At 72.6% G+C, this 15,213-nt stretch carries 15 protein-coding genes and 1 pseudogene; 10 read left to right on the forward strand and 6 right to left on the reverse strand.

The window, feature by feature from the left end:
* The first annotated feature begins 8 nt into the window (after positions 1 to 8).
* The 9 genes from ACIBL4_RS14965 to lgt all read left to right on the forward strand — a co-directional run bounded on the left by ACIBL4_RS14965 (position 9) and on the right by lgt (position 6,965).
* Positions 9 to 653, forward strand: a complete 645-nt coding sequence (locus tag ACIBL4_RS14965) for a TIGR02234 family membrane protein (protein WP_399409957.1) — start codon at positions 9 to 11, stop codon at positions 651 to 653.
* Positions 654 to 762: 109 nt separating this feature from the next.
* Positions 763 to 1,014: an HGxxPAAW family protein gene (locus ACIBL4_RS14970; RefSeq protein WP_399409959.1), complete on the forward strand. Its 252-nt coding sequence runs from the start codon at positions 763 to 765 to the stop codon at positions 1,012 to 1,014.
* A 266-nt stretch (positions 1,015 to 1,280) separates the two neighbouring features.
* Positions 1,281 to 1,715, forward strand: a complete 435-nt coding sequence (locus ACIBL4_RS14975; protein ID WP_399409961.1) for a DUF2752 domain-containing protein — start codon at positions 1,281 to 1,283, stop codon at positions 1,713 to 1,715.
* 139 nt (positions 1,716 to 1,854) lie between these two features.
* Positions 1,855 to 2,664 carry an indole-3-glycerol phosphate synthase TrpC gene (gene trpC, locus ACIBL4_RS14980; RefSeq protein WP_037668094.1) on the forward strand — a complete coding sequence of 270 codons (810 nt, stop codon included), beginning with the start codon at positions 1,855 to 1,857 and terminating at the stop codon, positions 2,662 to 2,664.
* A 22-nt stretch (positions 2,665 to 2,686) separates the two neighbouring features.
* Complete coding sequence (trpM, locus tag ACIBL4_RS14985; RefSeq protein WP_399409963.1) at positions 2,687 to 2,905, forward strand: tryptophan biosynthesis modulator TrpM; 219 nt, start codon at positions 2,687 to 2,689, stop codon at positions 2,903 to 2,905.
* 60 nt (positions 2,906 to 2,965) lie between these two features.
* Positions 2,966 to 4,252: a tryptophan synthase subunit beta gene (gene trpB, locus ACIBL4_RS14990; protein ID WP_399409966.1), complete on the forward strand. Its 1,287-nt coding sequence runs from the start codon at positions 2,966 to 2,968 to the stop codon at positions 4,250 to 4,252.
* Positions 4,249 to 5,067: a tryptophan synthase subunit alpha gene (gene trpA / locus ACIBL4_RS14995; RefSeq protein WP_399409968.1), complete on the forward strand. Its 819-nt coding sequence runs from the start codon at positions 4,249 to 4,251 to the stop codon at positions 5,065 to 5,067. The genes trpB and trpA overlap by 4 nt, the downstream gene beginning before the upstream one ends.
* A gap of 86 nt (positions 5,068 to 5,153) precedes the next feature.
* Positions 5,154 to 5,930: a thioredoxin domain-containing protein gene (locus tag ACIBL4_RS15000; RefSeq protein WP_399409970.1), complete on the forward strand. Its 777-nt coding sequence runs from the start codon at positions 5,154 to 5,156 to the stop codon at positions 5,928 to 5,930.
* 84 nt (positions 5,931 to 6,014) lie between these two features.
* Complete coding sequence (gene lgt, locus ACIBL4_RS15005) at positions 6,015 to 6,965, forward strand: prolipoprotein diacylglyceryl transferase (protein ID WP_399409972.1); 951 nt, start codon at positions 6,015 to 6,017, stop codon at positions 6,963 to 6,965.
* A 58-nt stretch (positions 6,966 to 7,023) separates the two neighbouring features.
* Here the strand turns inward: lgt and ACIBL4_RS15010 are convergent, their stop codons facing one another.
* From ACIBL4_RS15010 to ACIBL4_RS15035, 6 genes and pseudogenes are all read right to left on the reverse strand, one after another.
* Entirely contained in the window at positions 7,024 to 7,845 is an 822-nt protein-coding gene (locus ACIBL4_RS15010; RefSeq protein WP_399409974.1) for an HpcH/HpaI aldolase/citrate lyase family protein, read from the reverse strand.
* Positions 7,842 to 9,029 (reverse strand): CaiB/BaiF CoA transferase family protein, encoded by a 1,188-nt coding sequence (locus tag ACIBL4_RS15015; RefSeq protein WP_399409976.1) that lies wholly within the window; start codon positions 9,027 to 9,029, stop codon positions 7,842 to 7,844. Before ACIBL4_RS15015 ends, ACIBL4_RS15010 begins: the two co-directional genes overlap by 4 nt.
* Positions 9,026 to 10,462, reverse strand: coding sequence for an ADP-ribosylglycohydrolase family protein (locus ACIBL4_RS15020; protein WP_399409978.1), 1,437 nt, complete (start codon positions 10,460 to 10,462; stop codon positions 9,026 to 9,028). Before ACIBL4_RS15020 ends, ACIBL4_RS15015 begins: the two co-directional genes overlap by 4 nt.
* On the reverse strand, positions 10,450 to 11,619 hold the full coding sequence (locus ACIBL4_RS15025; RefSeq protein ID WP_399409980.1) for an ADP-ribosylglycohydrolase family protein: 1,170 nt from the start codon (positions 11,617 to 11,619) through the stop codon (positions 10,450 to 10,452). The genes ACIBL4_RS15020 and ACIBL4_RS15025 overlap by 13 nt, the downstream gene beginning before the upstream one ends.
* Positions 11,620 to 11,626: 7 nt before the next feature.
* Positions 11,627 to 12,768: pseudogene (locus tag ACIBL4_RS15030) on the reverse strand (ADP-ribosylglycohydrolase family protein).
* A gap of 62 nt (positions 12,769 to 12,830) precedes the next feature.
* Positions 12,831 to 13,874 carry an ADP-ribosylglycohydrolase family protein gene (locus ACIBL4_RS15035; RefSeq protein WP_399409982.1) on the reverse strand — a complete coding sequence of 348 codons (1,044 nt, stop codon included), beginning with the start codon at positions 13,872 to 13,874 and terminating at the stop codon, positions 12,831 to 12,833.
* A 228-nt stretch (positions 13,875 to 14,102) separates the two neighbouring features.
* Between ACIBL4_RS15035 and ACIBL4_RS15040 the strand changes: the two genes are divergently transcribed.
* Entirely contained in the window at positions 14,103 to 14,834 is a 732-nt protein-coding gene (locus ACIBL4_RS15040) for a VIT1/CCC1 transporter family protein (protein ID WP_399409984.1), read from the forward strand.
* Positions 14,835 to 15,213 lie beyond the last annotated feature (379 nt).

Raw genomic sequence — 15,213 nt, forward strand, 5'->3', positions numbered from 1 at the left:
AAGCGATAGTGGGGTACGTGACTGCTGCACCTCACCACCCCCGTTCCGAAGCCGCCGGATCCGCCCGGGCCGGCCGCCTGAGCCTCGCCGTCGCGCTGTTGTGCGGCGCGCTCGGCGCGGCCGTGGCGCTGCTCGCCACCCGGCAGCGCTGGGCGGAGGGCACCGCGACGGTGGCCGGCGGCGCCTTCCCCCTGACCGCCAAGGGCAGCGACGTCACGGGCGTACCCGCGGCGCTCGCCATAGTGGGCCTCGCCGCGCTCGTCGCCGTCTTCGCGGTCCGCAGGGCCGGCCGCTTCGTCGTGGCCGGGCTGCTGGCGCTCTCCGGCGCGGGCATCGTCGCCGCCGCCCTGCTCGGCGCCTCCGACGGCGCCGCGCTCGACGAGCAGGCCGCCCAGGCCTCCGGCGACACCTCCGCCTCCGTGGACACCCTCAGCCACACCGCCTGGCCGTATGTCGCGGCCGTCGGCGGCGTCCTGATCCTCCTGGCCGGGCTGCTCGCCCTGCGCTACGGCCGGCTGTGGCCCGCGATGTCCGGCCGCTACGAGCGCAGCGGCACGCCCCAGCCGCGCCGCAAGGCCCCCGCCGTCGACCCCGACCGGCCCGAGGACCTGTGGAAGGCACTCGACCGGGGCGAGGACCCCACCGGGGCGTGAGCCCACCCGGGGGAGCGGGGGACACCCCCGCTCACGGCGGGGGCACACGTGCGGGACAATGGGCCCGAGCGTCCTGCTCAGACACGCACACAGCAACGAGGAGCAAGCAATGGCGGGCAGCAGCCACGGTCACACCCCGGCCGCCTGGACCGGTGTCATCATCGCCTTCATCGGTTTCTGCGTCGCGGGCGCGTTCATGGTGATGGACCAGCCCGTGGGCTTCTGGGCGGGCATGGTCGTCGTGCTCCTCGGCGGTGTCGTCGGCGCCATCATGCGGATGATGGGCCTCGGCCAGCCCAAGGACCTGCACAAGCCGCACCGCATGACGGGCGACCGCGAGCCGGCGCGCGCCGAGGGCTGATCCCGGCGGGGACCGCGTTGTCCCGAGAGGGACGGCCGGCACTGGGGCCTGTCGTTTGGACCAGGTCGCAGGGAACCGACAGCGCTGATCAGCGCCGGTGAGCGGGGTCGGGTGCGTGCAGCTGCAAGGCGGAGGAGGGCGTCGATGCGGAGCATCGGCAACCGACGACAACGCCGCAGATGCGCGTGCAAGGCCCCGCGTCTGCGACCTGATCGAAACGACAGGCCCAGGTGCCGGGACCGCCCCTCGCGCGCGTGCGGGGCACAATGGCTGCCGTGAACGCCGACAGCCGAAGGGTGACGCACAGCGTCCCGGCCCGCCTGGCCGTCCCCGCCGGGGTGCTCGCGGCCGCCGCCGCCGCGTTCGCCTACGTGGGCGCGGTCGACCCCAACGAACCCGGCCACTACCCCGTCTGTCCGCTGCTGCACTACACGGGCCTGTACTGCCCCGGCTGCGGCGGGCTGCGCAGTGCGCACGCCTTCGTCCACGGTGATCTCCCGGCGGCGCTGCACGCCAACGCGCTCGCCGTCCTCGGCTATGTGGCCTTCGCCGTGCTGTGGACCGTATGGGTGGTCCGGGCGGTGCGCGGGCGCCCGCTGCGGATCGACCCCCGCCCGGGGCTGGTGTGGAGCTTCGGCGCGTTGCTGCTGGTCTTCACGGTTGTCCGGAACCTGCCCTTCGGAGGCTGGCTCCATCCTTGATCAACTGGTGGATGTCCAGGTCGTGGGATCCGCGTCAACCGGATGCGAGGCCTACGCCCCGCTGCGGATACCATCGCAGTGACCATCGGTTTTCGATCGGTCGCTGGAACTGTCAAGAGTCTGGAAGGGGGCCGCTCGCGTGAGTGTGCTCGACGAGATCATCGACGGAGTCCGTGCCGACCTCGCGGAGCGGCAGGCGCGCGTCAGCCTCGACGAGCTCAAGGAGCGCGCGGCGAAGGCTCCCGCCGCCAAGGACGGCGCGGCCGCACTGCGCGGCGACGGCGTCAAGGTCATCTGCGAGGTCAAGCGCTCCAGCCCCTCCAAGGGCGCGCTGGCCGCGATCGCCGACCCGGCCGGACTCGCCGCGGACTACGAGGCGGGCGGCGCGGCCGTCATCTCCGTCCTCACCGAGCAGCGGCGCTTCGGCGGCTCGCTCGCCGACCTCGAGGCAGTCCGCGCCCGCGTGGACATCCCGGTCCTGCGCAAGGACTTCATCGTCACGTCGTACCAGCTGTGGGAGGCCCGCGCCTACGGCGCCGACGTCGTCCTGCTGATCGTCGCCGCCCTCGACCAGCCCGCCCTGGAGTCCCTCATCGAGCGCGCCGAGTCCATCGGGCTCACGCCGCTCGTCGAGGTGCACGACGAGGACGAGGTCGAGCGCGCGGTCGACGCAGGCGCCCGCGTGATCGGCGTCAACGCGCGCAACCTCAAGACCCTCGAGGTCGACCGCGGCACGTTCGAGCGCGTGGCACCGGAGATCCCCGACCACATCATCAAGATCGCCGAGTCCGGCGTCCGCGGCCCGCACGACCTCATCGCCTACGCCAACGCCGGCGCCGACGCGGTCCTGGTGGGCGAGTCCCTCGTCACCGGCAAGGACCCCAAGACGGCGGTCTCCGACCTGGTGGCGGCGGGCGAACACCCCGCACTCCGGCACGGCCGGGGCTGATCTCCCGCTAGGCTTGGCCCCGATGACTCTCACCATGACGACCGTGGACCGGTACGCCCGCCTCGCGCGCGGCTGCCGCCCCCGCGGCTGCCGTGCGCCCGCGCGCCGCGTACACGGCCGCCGCGTCCGGTATGTCATCGGTGACGAGCCGGGCCAGGTCAACGGCATGCGATGGCAGCAGCGCCCCGTGAGGGGCGCGGGGAACTGCGCGACCAGCCACAGCCGGTCCGCAGCCGCCTGATCATCCCCGCCCCCACGGCGATTAGTGCACTCCACACACACTCACCGTGAAGGTTTCCGCATGCCCAGTCAGTTCTTCATCCCCGACCCCGAGGGTCAAACCCCCAACCCCGAAGGCTACTTCGGGACATTCGGCGGCAAGTTCATCCCCGAGGCCCTGGTCGCGGCAGTCGACGAAGTGGCCGTCGAGTACGACAAGGCCAAGCACGACCCGGAGTTCGCCAGGGAACTCGACGACCTCCTGGTCAACTACACCGGCCGCCCCTCCGCACTCACCGAAGTGCCCCGGTTCGCCGAGCACGCCGGCGGTGCCCGCGTCTTCCTCAAGCGGGAAGACCTCAACCACACCGGCTCCCACAAGATCAACAACGTCCTCGGCCAGGCCCTGCTCACCAAGCGCATGGGCAAGACCCGGGTCATCGCCGAGACGGGCGCCGGCCAGCATGGCGTCGCCACGGCCACGGCCTGCGCCCTCTTCGGCCTTGAGTGCACGATCTACATGGGCGAGATCGACACCCAGCGCCAGGCCCTCAACGTGGCCCGCATGCGCATGCTCGGCGCCGAGGTCATCGCAGTGAAGTCCGGCAGCCGCACGCTGAAGGACGCGATCAATGAGGCGTTCCGCGACTGGGTCGCCAACGTCGACCACACGCACTACCTCTTCGGCACGGTCGCCGGACCCCACCCCTTCCCGGCGATGGTCCGCGACTTCCACCGCGTGATCGGCGTGGAGACCCGCCGCCAGCTCCTGGAGCGCGCGGGCCGGCTCCCCGACGCCGCCGTCGCCTGCGTCGGCGGCGGCTCCAACGCCATCGGCCTCTTCCACGCCTTCATCCCGGACGAGTCCGTCCGCCTCATCGGCTGCGAGCCGGCCGGGCACGGCGTCGACACCGGCGAGCACGCGGCGACCCTGACCGCCGGCGAGCCCGGCATCCTGCACGGCTCCCGCAGTTACGTCCTCCAGGACGACGAGGGCCAGATCACCGAGCCGTACTCGATCTCGGCCGGTCTGGACTACCCGGGCATCGGCCCCGAGCACTCCTACCTCAAGGACTCCGGCCGCGGTGAGTACCGCGCGGTCACGGACGACGCGGCCATGCAGGCGCTGCACCTGCTGTCCCGCACCGAGGGCATCATCCCGGCCATCGAGAGCGCCCACGCGCTGGCCGGCGCCCTGGAGGTCGGCAAGGAGCTGGGCAAGGACGGGCTGATCGTGGTCAACCTGTCCGGCCGCGGCGACAAGGACATGGACACCGCCGCCCGCTACTTCGGCCTCTACGACACCGACGCCGAGGTCGCCGCCGACGCGGACACCGACACCGCGGAGATCGAGGGAGACGCCAAGTGAGCGGGAACATTCAGCTGCTGAGCGACACCCTCGCCGCGGCGAAGTCCGAGGGCCGGGCCGCCCTCATCGCCTACCTCCCGGCCGGGTTCCCGAGCGTGGACGGCGGCATCGAGGCGATCAAGGCCGTCCTGGACGGCGGCGCCGACGTCGTCGAGGTCGGTCTGCCGCACAGCGACCCCGTCCTCGACGGGCCCGTCATCCAGACCGCCGACGACATCGCCCTGCGCGGCGGCGTGAAGATCGCCGATGTGATGCGCACGGTCCGCGAGGCCCACGCGGCCACCGGCAAGCCGGTGCTCGTCATGACGTACTGGAACCCCATCGACCGCTACGGCGTCGAGCGGTTCACCGCCGAGCTCGCCGAGGCGGGCGGCGCCGGGTGCATCCTGCCCGACCTGCCCGTACAGGAGTCGGCGCTGTGGAGGGAGCACGCGGAGAAGCACGGCCTGGCCACCGTCTTCGTCGTCGCCCCCAGCAGCAAGGACCAGCGGCTCGCGCAGATCACCGCGGCGGGCAGCGGCTTCGTCTACGCCGCCTCCCTCATGGGCGTCACCGGCACCCGCGCGTCCGTCAGCTCGCAGGCCGAGGACCTGGTGGCACATACCCGGGCCACCGGCACGGACCTGCCGGTCTGCGTCGGCCTCGGCGTCTCCAACGCCGGCCAGGCCGCCGAGGTCGCCGGCTTCGCCGACGGCGTGATCGTCGGCTCGGCCTTCGTCAAGGCCATGCTGGACGCCCCGGACGACGCGGCCGGTGTCGAGGCCGTGCGCTCGCTCGCGGGTGACCTCGCGAAGGGCGTGCGCCGACAGGCGTAGGAAAGCCGGAAGTCATACAGGTCCCTCGTGCGGGTGGACCTGGGGCCGGGGAGGCGCGGTGCGCCTCCCCGGTTCGTTTCCGGGGTGTGAGCGAGAAGAACCGTGAGGGAAAGCGCACCGCCCGGGAGAAGCTGGCGGTGGAGCGCGAGAAGCAGAAGGCCGCAGAGAAGCGCCGGCGCACGCTGATCGTGGGCGGTGCCGTCGTGGCCGTCCTGGGACTCGCGGCGGTGATCGGCGTCGTCGCCGCCAACGCCGGGAAGGACGACGGCAGCGAGGCGGCGGGCCCGGTCGTGGCCCCCTCGGGAGCACAGGGCAAGGACGGCCTCGCGATCCCGGTCGGCAAGGACAGCGCCAAGTCCACGCTCACGGTGTGGGAGGACTTCCGCTGCCCGGCCTGCAAGTCCTTCGAGACGGCGTACCGGCCGGTGATCCACGAGCTGACGAACGCCGGCCAGCTGAAGACCGAGTACCACCTGGTCACCCTCATCGACGGCAACATGCGCGGCACCGGCTCCCGCAACGCGGCCAACGCCGCGGCCTGCGCCCAGGACGCCGGGAAGTTCCCCGCGTACCACGACGTGCTCTTCGACAACCAGCCCCAGGAGGTCGACGACGCCTACGCCAGGAACGCCAAGCTGATCGAGCTGGCCGGCAAGGTCGACGGCCTGGACACCCCCGCCTTCCGCAAGTGCGTCGAGGACGGCAAGCACAACGGCTGGGTCGCCAAGTCCCACCAGGCCTTCAACAAGGGCGGCTTCTCCGGCACGCCGACCGTGCTGTTCGACGGCAAGAACATCTACCAGGACCGGACGATGACCCCGGCGAAGCTGAAGCAGCTGGTGCTGGAGAAGAACAAGGGGTGAAGGCTTTTCTCACCTGCCTGTTATGGACCCGTAGCCGGGCTGCCTGCCGCGGCCCGGGTCCGGCACGGTAGCGTCGACCTTGCCATGGAACTTGCCTTCATTCCCAGCCCGTCACGCGGGGTGCTGTATCTCGGCCCCATTCCGCTGCGCGGCTACGCGTTCTGCATCATCATCGGCGTCTTCGTTGCCGTCTGGCTCGGCAACAAGCGCTGGATCGCCCGGGGCGGGCGGGCCGGCACGGTGGCCGACATCGCGGTCTGGGCCGTGCCCTTCGGCCTCGTGGGCGGCCGGCTCTACCACGTGATCACGGACTACGAGCTGTACTTCAGCGAGGGCCGTGACTGGGTGGACGCCTTCAAGATCTGGGAGGGCGGTCTCGGCATCTGGGGCGCGATCGCGCTGGGCGCGGTCGGCGCGTGGATCGGCTGCCGGCGCCGGGGCATCCCGCTGCCCGCGTACGCCGACGCCATCGCACCCGGCATCGCCTTCGCCCAGGCGATCGGCCGCTGGGGCAACTGGTTCAACCAGGAGCTGTACGGCAAGCCCACCGACCTGCCCTGGGCCCTGGAGATCACGTCCTCCGCGGACGGGCGGGTGCCGGGCACGTACCACCCGACGTTCCTGTACGAGTCGCTGTGGTGCATCGGTGTCGCGTTCCTGGTGATCTGGGCGGACCGCCGCTTCCGGCTGGGACACGGCCGGGCGTTCGCGCTGTACGTCGCCGCGTACTGCACGGGCCGGGCGTGGATCGAGTACATGCGGGTCGACGACGCCCACCACATCCTGGGCCTCCGGCTGAACGTGTGGACCGCGATGTTCGTGTTCGTGCTCGCGGTGATCTACCTCGTGCTGTCGTCCAAGAAGCGGCCGGGCCGGGAAGCCGTGGTGGAGCCCGGTGCCTCCGACGGTGAAGCCGACGGTGACGACGAGTCCGTCGGCGAGGGCAAGGAAGGCGAGTCCGTCGGCGAGGACAAGGAAGACGAGTCCAAGGCCGACGAGGCCAATGACGAGGCCGGGTCGGCGAAGAAAACCTGACCATCAGCCGCACGACATCGAGGGGTGCCCGGAGCTGTCCGGGCACCCCTCGGTGCGTCTAACGGCGGCGTGCCAGGGACAGGGTGCGCTGGGCCGCCGCCACCACCGCCGCGTCGATGAAGCGGCCGTCCGGGAGGGCCTGGGCGCCCTGTTCCGTCGCCGCCGCCTTGACGATCGACTCCGCCTGCTCGATCTCATCCTCGGTGGGGAGGAAGGCCCGCTCGATGACCGGGAGCTGGCGGGGGTGGATCGCGGCCCGGCCCAGGAAGCCCAGGGTGCGGCCGTGGGTGCAGGAGGCGGCCAGCCCTTCCAGGTCACGGACGTCCGGGTGGACCGACTGCGCCGGCGGCGGCAGGCCCGCGGCCCGGGCGGCCACGATCACCCGGGAGCGGGACCAGTCGAGCCCCTCGTCGTCACATACGCCCAGGTCGGCCCGGAGATCCTCCTCCCCGAGCGCGATGCCCCGCAGGGACGGGTGGGCCGTGGCGACGGCGTACGCCTGTTCCACGCCGAGGGCCGTCTCCAGGAGGGCGTACAGGGGCAGCCCGGTGGGGACGGCGTGCTGGGCGATCCGGACGACCTCGGCGGGTGAGCCGATCTTGGGGAGCCGCAGGGCGCAGAGGCCGGGAGCCGGGGCGACGGCGGCGAGGTCCTGCCCGGCCCAGGGGCTGTCCAGGGCGTTGACGCGGACGTGGACCGGGACCGGCGGCAGCTCGGCGAGCAGCTCGGCGGTGGCGGCACGGGCGTACGCCTTCCGGTCGGGGGCGACCGCGTCCTCCAGGTCGACGACGACGACGTCGGCGCCGGAGGTGAGGGCCTTGGCGACCACGTGGGGGCGGTCGCCGGGGGCGTAGAGCCAGGTGAGCGGGAACGCCGTCACAGGGCGCCCTCCGCGCGCAGCGCCGTGAGGTCGGCCGGGGTGAGACCCAGTTCGGTGAGGACCGAGTCGGTGTCGGCGCCGTGGGGGCGGCCGGCCCAGCGGATCGCGCCGGGCGTGGCGGAGAGCCGGAAGAGGACGTTCTGCATGCGCAGGGGGCCCAGCTCCGGGTCGTCGACGGTGGTGATGGTGTTCAGAGCCTGGTACTGCGGGTCCGCCATCACGTCCCGGATGTCCTGGACGGGGGCCACCGCCGCCTCGGCCTTCTCGAAGGCCGCCAGCACGTCCGTGCGGGTGCGTGCGGCGATCCAGGAGCCGACCGCCTCGTCCAGGACGTCGGCGTGGCGGGCGCGGCCGGCGCCCGTGGCGAACCACGGCTCGTCGATCAGTTGCGGGCGGCCCACCAGGTGCATCACGCGTTCCGCGACCGACTGGGCCGATGTCGAGACGGCGACCCAGGTGCCGTCCGCGGTGCGGTAGACGCCGCGCGGGGCGTTGTTGGGGGAGCGGTTGCCGGTGCGGGGCTGGATGTGGCCGAGCTGGTCGTACCAGAGGGGCTGCGGGCCGAGAGCGGCCAGGATCGGTTCGATCAGGGCCATGTCGACGACCTGGCCCTCGCCGGTCCTGTCCCGGGCGGCGAGGGCCGTCATCACCGCGTACGCCGTCGTCAGGCCCGCGATGGAGTCGGCCAGGCCGAAGGGCGGCAGCGTCGGGGGCGCGTCCGGTTCGCCGGTGATCGCGGCGAAGCCGCTCATCGCCTCGGCGAGGGTGCCGAAGCCGGGGCGGTGGGCGTAGGGGCCGAACTGGCCGAAGCCGGTGACGCGGGCCAGGACCAGGCGGGGGTTGGCGGCCGACAGCTCCGGCCAGCCCAGGTCCCACTTCTCCAGGGTGCCGGGGCGGAAGTTCTCGATGATCACGTCGGCGCCGGCGGCGAGACGCAGGAGGGTGCTGCGGCCGCCGGGCTTCGACAGGTCGAGGGTGATCGTGCGTTTGTTGCGGCCGAGCATCTTCCACCACAGGCCCACGCCGTCCTTCGACGGGCCGTGGCCGCGGGACGGGTCCGGCTTCGACGGGTGCTCGACCTTGACGACGTCCGCGCCGAAGTCGCCGAGCAGGGTGGCGGCGAGCGGGCCGGCGAAGAGGGTGGCGAGGTCCAGGACGCGGAGGCCGGTGAGGGGCGCGGTCATGAGCGGTGGGTCTCCCGGTGGGTGAGGTGGGCGAGGGTGTCGAAGCCGATGCCGTTGAAGTCGCCGATGGAGGTGGCCAGGCGGTTCTTGAGGGGGGCCGTCCAGCCGTCGGGGAGCGCCGCGGGGTCTGCGGCCAGCAGGCCGGCGATGCTGCCGGCGGTCGCGCCGCCCGAGTCGGTGTCCCAGCCGCCGCTCACCGCGCGGCAGATCGAGCCGGGGAAGTCGCCGTTCGCGTGGGTGAGGGCGGCGGCGATCAGGGCGGTGTTGGGGACGGCGTGCACCCAGTGGTGGGTGGCGGCGTGGGTGGCGTGCAGTTGGTCGACGACCGTGTCGAAGTCCTCGTGGTTCTGGGCCAGTTCGATGGCGTGGTGGACGGCTCGGGCGAGGCGCGAGCGGGGCGGGACGACGGTGAGGCCGGTGCGCAGGCAGGTGTGGACGTCGTGTTCGCCTGTCGCGGCTTGCGCGATGGTGGCCGCCGTGAACATCGCCGCGTAGACGCCGTTGGCTGTGTGGGTGAGGGCGGCGTCGCGGTGGGCCTGTTCCGCTGCGGCGGCCGGGTCGCCGGGGTTGGTCCAGCCGTGGACGTCGGCGCGGATCAGGGCGCCGATCCATTCGCGGAACGGGTTGCGGTGGCGGGCGGTGTGCGGGGGTTCCAGGCCGGTGAGGAGGTTGCGGTAGGCGATGCGTTCGGCGGTGAAGGTGCGGCCGGCGGGGAGTTCGTCGAGCCAGGTGCGGGCCACGTCCGTGGTGGTGAAGGACTTGCCGTGGCGTTGCAGGAGGATCAGGTTGAGGAGGGGGTAGTTGAGGTCGTCGTCCTCGGGCATGCCGTCGATGTTTTCGGCGAGGGAGGTTTGTGCGGAGCGGCGGTTCCAGGGGTGCGTGGCCAGGAGTTCCTGGGGGACGCCTCTGGCTGTGAAGTAGGTGGTGAGGGGCCAGTTGCCGGTGGCCTTGGCTAGTTGGCGGATGGCTTCAAGGGGGAGCTTTTCGACTGGTTTGCCCAGGAGGCAGCCCACGGCTCGGCCGAGCCAGGCGGATTCCAGGTGCTGCGGCGTGGTAGCGGGGGTCGGGGTTGGGGCGCTCGCCCGCGCTGGCGGGGTGCCGCTCTCTTTGGGACGGGTGCCGCCCCAGCGGCACGACTGCCCGCAGCTGGGTGGCCATTCCGGGCAAAGTGACCTGATCTTCTCCAGGCTCGTCGGCTCGTCGTCCGCCAACCTGCTCGGGAGCTCCGCCAGTTCGTCCAGGAGATCTTCTGCCAGTTGGCGGAGGTAGCGGGAGGCGGGAGACGGGGACGCTCCTGCTGTGAGAGGGGCGTCCGGGCCGCCTGCTGCTTTCCAGCGGGACGCGATCGCCTTCGGTTCGCGGCCGTCCTGGGCCGCCTGGCGGAGTTCGTGGCCGAGCAGGTCCTCCGGCTGGACCCAGGTCAGGCGGAGCATTCCGGGCCTCCGAGGGATGCGAAGGCCTGTTCGTGGGTGCGGCGGCGGGAGGTGTCCCGGGTGAAGATCTCACGGGTGACGGCCGTGAGGGTCGTGGCCGGTTCCCAGAGGTCCAGGCGGCTGGCCTCCGCGACCGTCTTGGCCCAGTCCTGGGGGACCGGCGAGCCGAGCGCGCCGGCCAGGGCGCCGGCCATCGTGGCGATGGAGTCGCAGTCGCGGCCGTAGTTCACGGCGCCGAGGACCGCATGCCGGTAGTCGCCCCGGGCCACGAGCAACATGCCCAGGGCCACGGGGAGTTCCTCGATCGCGTGGAGGCGGGAGGGGCGGCGGGCGGCGAGGGACGGGGCGCGGTAGTCGGGGCCGACCGTGTCGTACGGGGCGACCGCCTCACGCAGAGGGGCCAGTGCCGACTCGAAGTCCGTGTGGCGGGAGGCTTCCTCGCAGACCCGCTCGATGGCGGTGCGCGTGCCGTCCTTCGCAAGGGACAGGCAGGTCGAGACGACCGAGTCCGGGGTGGCTCCCGGGGTGCACGCCGCCGCGACCGCCGCCGCCAGGACGCCCGCCGCCTCACGGCCGTACGACGACTGGTGGGCGCCGGCGATGTCGAGGGCCTCGGCGTAGGCCGCCCGCGGGTCGGCCGCGTTGACCAGGCCGACCGGGGACATGTACATCGCCGCACCGCAGTTGACGATGTTGCCGGTGCCGGCCTCGCGCGGGTCGGCATGGCCGTAGTGGATCCTCGTCACCAGCCATTTCTCCGCCAGGAAGACGCGGTGCAGGGGGAGCGCCTCGCTCTCCAGCTCCGGGATCCAGCGTGGCTCGGTCATCAGGTCGGGGACGAGGTGGTCGGCGATCGCGTAGGCGTCGAGGTGGTCGCGGACCCGGGCGTAGACACGGATCAGGGCGTGCGTCATCAAGGTGTCGTCGGTGACGTGGCCGTCGCCCTTGTGGTACGGGGCGAGGGGGCGGGCGGTGCGCCAGTCGTCGCCGTGCCAGGGGCCGACGATGCCGTGGACGCGGCCGCCGTGGCGTTCGAGGATCTGCTCGGGCGAGTAGCCCTCGACGGGGCCGCCGAGGGCGTCGCCGACGGCCGCGCCGACCAGGGCTCCGGTGATCCGCTCGTCCAGGGTGGCGTTTTGGTGTGGTTTGGGCTGCATGGCCGCATCATCCACCGGGGCGGGCTGGTTGTACGGCTTCCAGGAGCTCGGCGAGTTCCACGAGGTCCGTGCCGGTGAGGCGGGGCAGGACGCAGCCCGAGAGGGTGCGGCAGGTCTCCCGCCAGGAGGCCGGGATCGAGGCGCTGCCGCCCAGTGCGCCGGTGAGGGCGCCCGCCAGGGCCGGGGCGGAGTCGGCGACGCGCGACAGGCAGGCCGCGGCGGGGATCGCCTCCGCGATGCGGCCGCGGGCCGCGGTGGCCAGGGCGAGGGCGACCGGGACCGTTTCGGCGGCGGCGATGCCGTAGCTGTAGACGTGGTCGACGATCTGGTGTTCCAGGGGCGGGGGAGGGCGAAGGCGCTGTCCGCGTCGGAGGCGAGGTGCAGGGCGTGCCGGGCGTTGCGGCCGATCTCCGTCTCCTCGGGGAGTTCGGCGAGGGCCGCCGTGACGCAGGCGTCGACGTGCGCGCCGGCCAGGGCGAGGGCGAGCGCCGCCGCCATGGCGCGGGCGCCGTGGACGCCGTCGCCGTCCTGGGTGTAGCGGGCGTCGAACTCGGCGAGGTCGGCGGCGCGGCGGGGGTCGCCGGGGTGGGCCACGGCCAGGACGCACGCCCGTACGCAGGCCGCGTCGTCGAAGTAGTGGGGGTTGTCGTGGCCGGTGGCGGGCGGGCGCAGGCCGGTGGCGAGGTTGCCGAGGCCGGCGCGGACGGAGATGCGGGCGCGCAGGGGGAGGACGGCGGATTCAATCTCGGGCGCGCGGTTCGCTGCGGCGGCTACCTCGCTCGCGATGGCGTTCCAGGTCAGGTCGATCGCGGCTCGGGTGCGGCGTTCTCGGCTGACGTCGTTGAAGGCGGTGTCGTCGCCGGCGCGGAGGAGGGCTTCCGCGGCGAAGGCTGCCCATTCGGCGTCGTCGGAGGGGCCCAGGCGGAGGGGTTCCGGGGGCTGGTTCAGGGCGATGGGGACGGGGAGGGTGGTCGTGGCGTTGCGCTCGGCGAAGGTGTCCAGTTCGCGGGTGAGGCGGCGGGTCCAGTCGGGCATGCGGGCGGCTCTGTGGCGGGCCGCGGGCCAGCCGGCGGCGTCGCCCGCGGCGAGTCCGAGCAGGAGGCCTTCGGCCTTTTTGCCTCCCACCCGCGCACCGCCCGTAACTGTCACCCGAGGGGTCCTGGTCTCCCGTGGGGCGCCTTCGCCGTCGGCGGCTGCGGGTGCCAGCGGGGTCATGCGGGTACCTCCCTCTCCCCGTCCGTTGCCAGTGCACAGGTCGTTGCCGCCGGTGTCAGCAGGTCCGCCACGTCCAGGACGTGGTAGCCCGCCATCGCCGGCAGGCACCGGCCGCGGACCGGGCCGATGGGGGTCGTCCAGGCCTCCGGGATCGCCGAGACTCCCCGGGTCGCGCCCGCCAGCGCGCCCGCGACCGCCGCCGTCGTGTCCGCGTCGCGGCCCATGTTCACCGCGGTCAGGACGGACTGTTCGAAGTCGCCGTCGGCCGCCGCGTACGCGCCGAAGGCGAGGGCGACCGCCTCGGGGGCCAGGTCGGTCCAGGGGTAGCCGCCGATGACGACCGCGGAGCGGACCGCGCGTTCGCCGCGGTGGGCCACCGCCACCGCGCGGCGCAGGCAGCGGGCCGTCCAGGAGTCGTCGGGCACGACGGCGAGGGCGGCGGCCACGACCGCGATCGGCTGGGCGCCCGCCATCGCCGCCGCCACGCCCGCCGCCACCGCCTGGCCGCCGTAGATGCCCTCGCCGTCATGGCTCACCGAGCCGTCGATCGCCACGAGCCGGGCCGCTTCCGCCGGACGGCCCGGCGCGAACACCCCGAAGGGGGCCGCGCGCATGGCCAGACCGTCGCTCCAGGCGTGCCGGTGCTGGGCGGAGATGGGGGCCGCCAGGCCCCGGCGGAGATTTTCCAGCGTGCCGCGTTCGCTGAAACCGGCGCCCCGGAAGGGGCCCTCGTCACGGTCGGCGATCCACTCGTGCCAGGCCGCCTCCACATGCGCGGGGGTCAGTGCCGAGCCGTGCCGGGCCAGGAGGAGGCCCGAGAAGATCGCGTACTCGGTGTCGTCCGTGCCGGCGGGGTGCTCGGTGACGTAGCCGGTGATCCGGCCCCACCGCGCGCGGATCTCCGAGGGCTTGAGGTTCTCGGCCGGAGCGCCGAGCGCGTCCCCGACGGCCAGGCCCAGCAGGGCGCCCCGTGCCCGTGCGCGGAGTTCGGTGGCGTCCCCGGGCGCCGGGGCTGAGGGGATGCAGGCGATCGATGCCATACGGGATGTGTCCCACTCCGGCGACCGCGCCGAGCCTCGGGAGCCTCAGCATCACCCGGTCGACATCTGTGCAAGATCGTCATCAAGTGAGCACTGAAGGGTAAAACCGCAGGTTAGCGCAGCCTTTCCTTGCTGGCGGCGCCGGAATTCACGGCGTACTTTGTGTGTTGTAAAAATCTGGAACTCGTCCAGAGAAGCTTGGTTCGGTAAGGGGATCGGGGACTTTTCATGGCCATCATCGAGACCGAGGCGGCGCTGCACGAGGCGCACCGGGACAACCACACCCACCGGGACGTCAACGGCGGCTGGCTGCGTCCCGCGGTGTTCGGTGCGATGGACGGTCTCGTCTCCAACCTGGCCCTGATGGCCGGCGTCGCGGGTGGCTCGGTCGGCCAGCACACCGTCGTCCTCACCGGACTCGCGGGCCTGGCCGCCGGTGCCTTCTCCATGGCCGCCGGCGAGTACACCTCCGTCGCCTCGCAGCGCGAGCTGGTCGAGGCCGAACTGGACGTGGAGCGGCGCGAGCTGCGCAAGCACCCGCAGTGCGAGGAGGCCGAGCTCGCCGCGCTCTACCGGGCGCGCGGGGTCGAGCCGGGGCTGGCCGACGAGGTCGCCCGGCAGTTGTCGAAGGACCCCGAGCAGGCGCTGGAGATCCACGCCCGGGAGGAGCTGGGCATCGACCCCGGCGATCTGCCCTCGCCCACCGTGGCCGCGGTGTCGAGCTTCGGCTCCTTCGCGCTCGGCGCGCTGATCCCGGTCCTGCCGTATCTTCTGGGTGCGAGCAGCCTCTGGCCGGCCGTGCTGCTGGCGCTGCTCGGGCTCTTCCTGTGCGGCGCGGTGGTGGCCAAGGTGACGGCACGCACCTGGTGGTACAGCGGGCTGCGGCAGCTGCTCCTGGGAGGCGCGGCGGCCGGTGTGACGTACGCCCTGGGCAGCTTGTTCGGAACGGCCGTAGGATAGCTCGGCTCGGACTTATGCGAGGGACCGCATAAGTAGCCGTTACTTGCTGGTTTCGAACGCGCAATCACCGGGCATGAGCCGTAAGCGCTGCGGGCAACGAGGCCCGTGGCCGCGCTCAGCGGGGTGGGCGAAGACGCCTGTCCCGCCTCCGGGCCCGACGGGCATCGATCTCACCCGGTCGTTCCGTACAGGCCCCCCATAGCTTCCACCGTCGGTGCGGTACCCCCGCCGCGAGCCGCCGGTGTCCGCATGTTGGAACGGATTATCCCGCTTCCCGAGAACCGCTCCATCATGTAACCTGCATGAAATTTTGCGATCACGCGAGGGCCAACGTCGTCCCTCGGCACTTGCACATGCCACATGACGACGACGGGAGAGC

It is taken from the genome of Streptomyces sp. NPDC050416, from assembly GCF_044458845.1.
Taxonomy (GTDB): domain Bacteria; phylum Actinomycetota; class Actinomycetes; order Streptomycetales; family Streptomycetaceae; genus Streptomyces.

What these genes read in the sequence shown, in the direction of transcription:
- ACIBL4_RS14970 (WP_399409959.1), top strand. Translation starts at nt 763, where the DNA reads ATGGCGGGCAGCAGCCACGGTCACACCCCGGCCGCCTGGACCGGTGTC.
- ACIBL4_RS14975 (WP_399409961.1), top strand. Translation starts at nt 1,281, where the DNA reads ATGGCTGCCGTGAACGCCGACAGCCGAAGGGTGACGCACAGCGTCCCG.
- trpM (WP_399409963.1), top strand. Translation starts at nt 2,687, where the DNA reads ATGACTCTCACCATGACGACCGTGGACCGGTACGCCCGCCTCGCGCGC.
- trpB (WP_399409966.1), top strand. Translation starts at nt 2,966, where the DNA reads ATGCCCAGTCAGTTCTTCATCCCCGACCCCGAGGGTCAAACCCCCAAC.
- lgt (WP_399409972.1), top strand. Translation starts at nt 6,015, where the DNA reads ATGGAACTTGCCTTCATTCCCAGCCCGTCACGCGGGGTGCTGTATCTC.
- ACIBL4_RS15015 (WP_399409976.1), bottom strand. Translation starts at nt 9,029, where the DNA reads ATGACCGCGCCCCTCACCGGCCTCCGCGTCCTGGACCTCGCCACCCTC.
- ACIBL4_RS15020 (WP_399409978.1), bottom strand. Translation starts at nt 10,462, where the DNA reads ATGCTCCGCCTGACCTGGGTCCAGCCGGAGGACCTGCTCGGCCACGAA.
- ACIBL4_RS15025 (WP_399409980.1), bottom strand. Translation starts at nt 11,619, where the DNA reads ATGCAGCCCAAACCACACCAAAACGCCACCCTGGACGAGCGGATCACC.
- ACIBL4_RS15035 (WP_399409982.1), bottom strand. Translation starts at nt 13,874, where the DNA reads ATGGCATCGATCGCCTGCATCCCCTCAGCCCCGGCGCCCGGGGACGCC.
- ACIBL4_RS15040 (WP_399409984.1), top strand. Translation starts at nt 14,103, where the DNA reads ATGGCCATCATCGAGACCGAGGCGGCGCTGCACGAGGCGCACCGGGAC.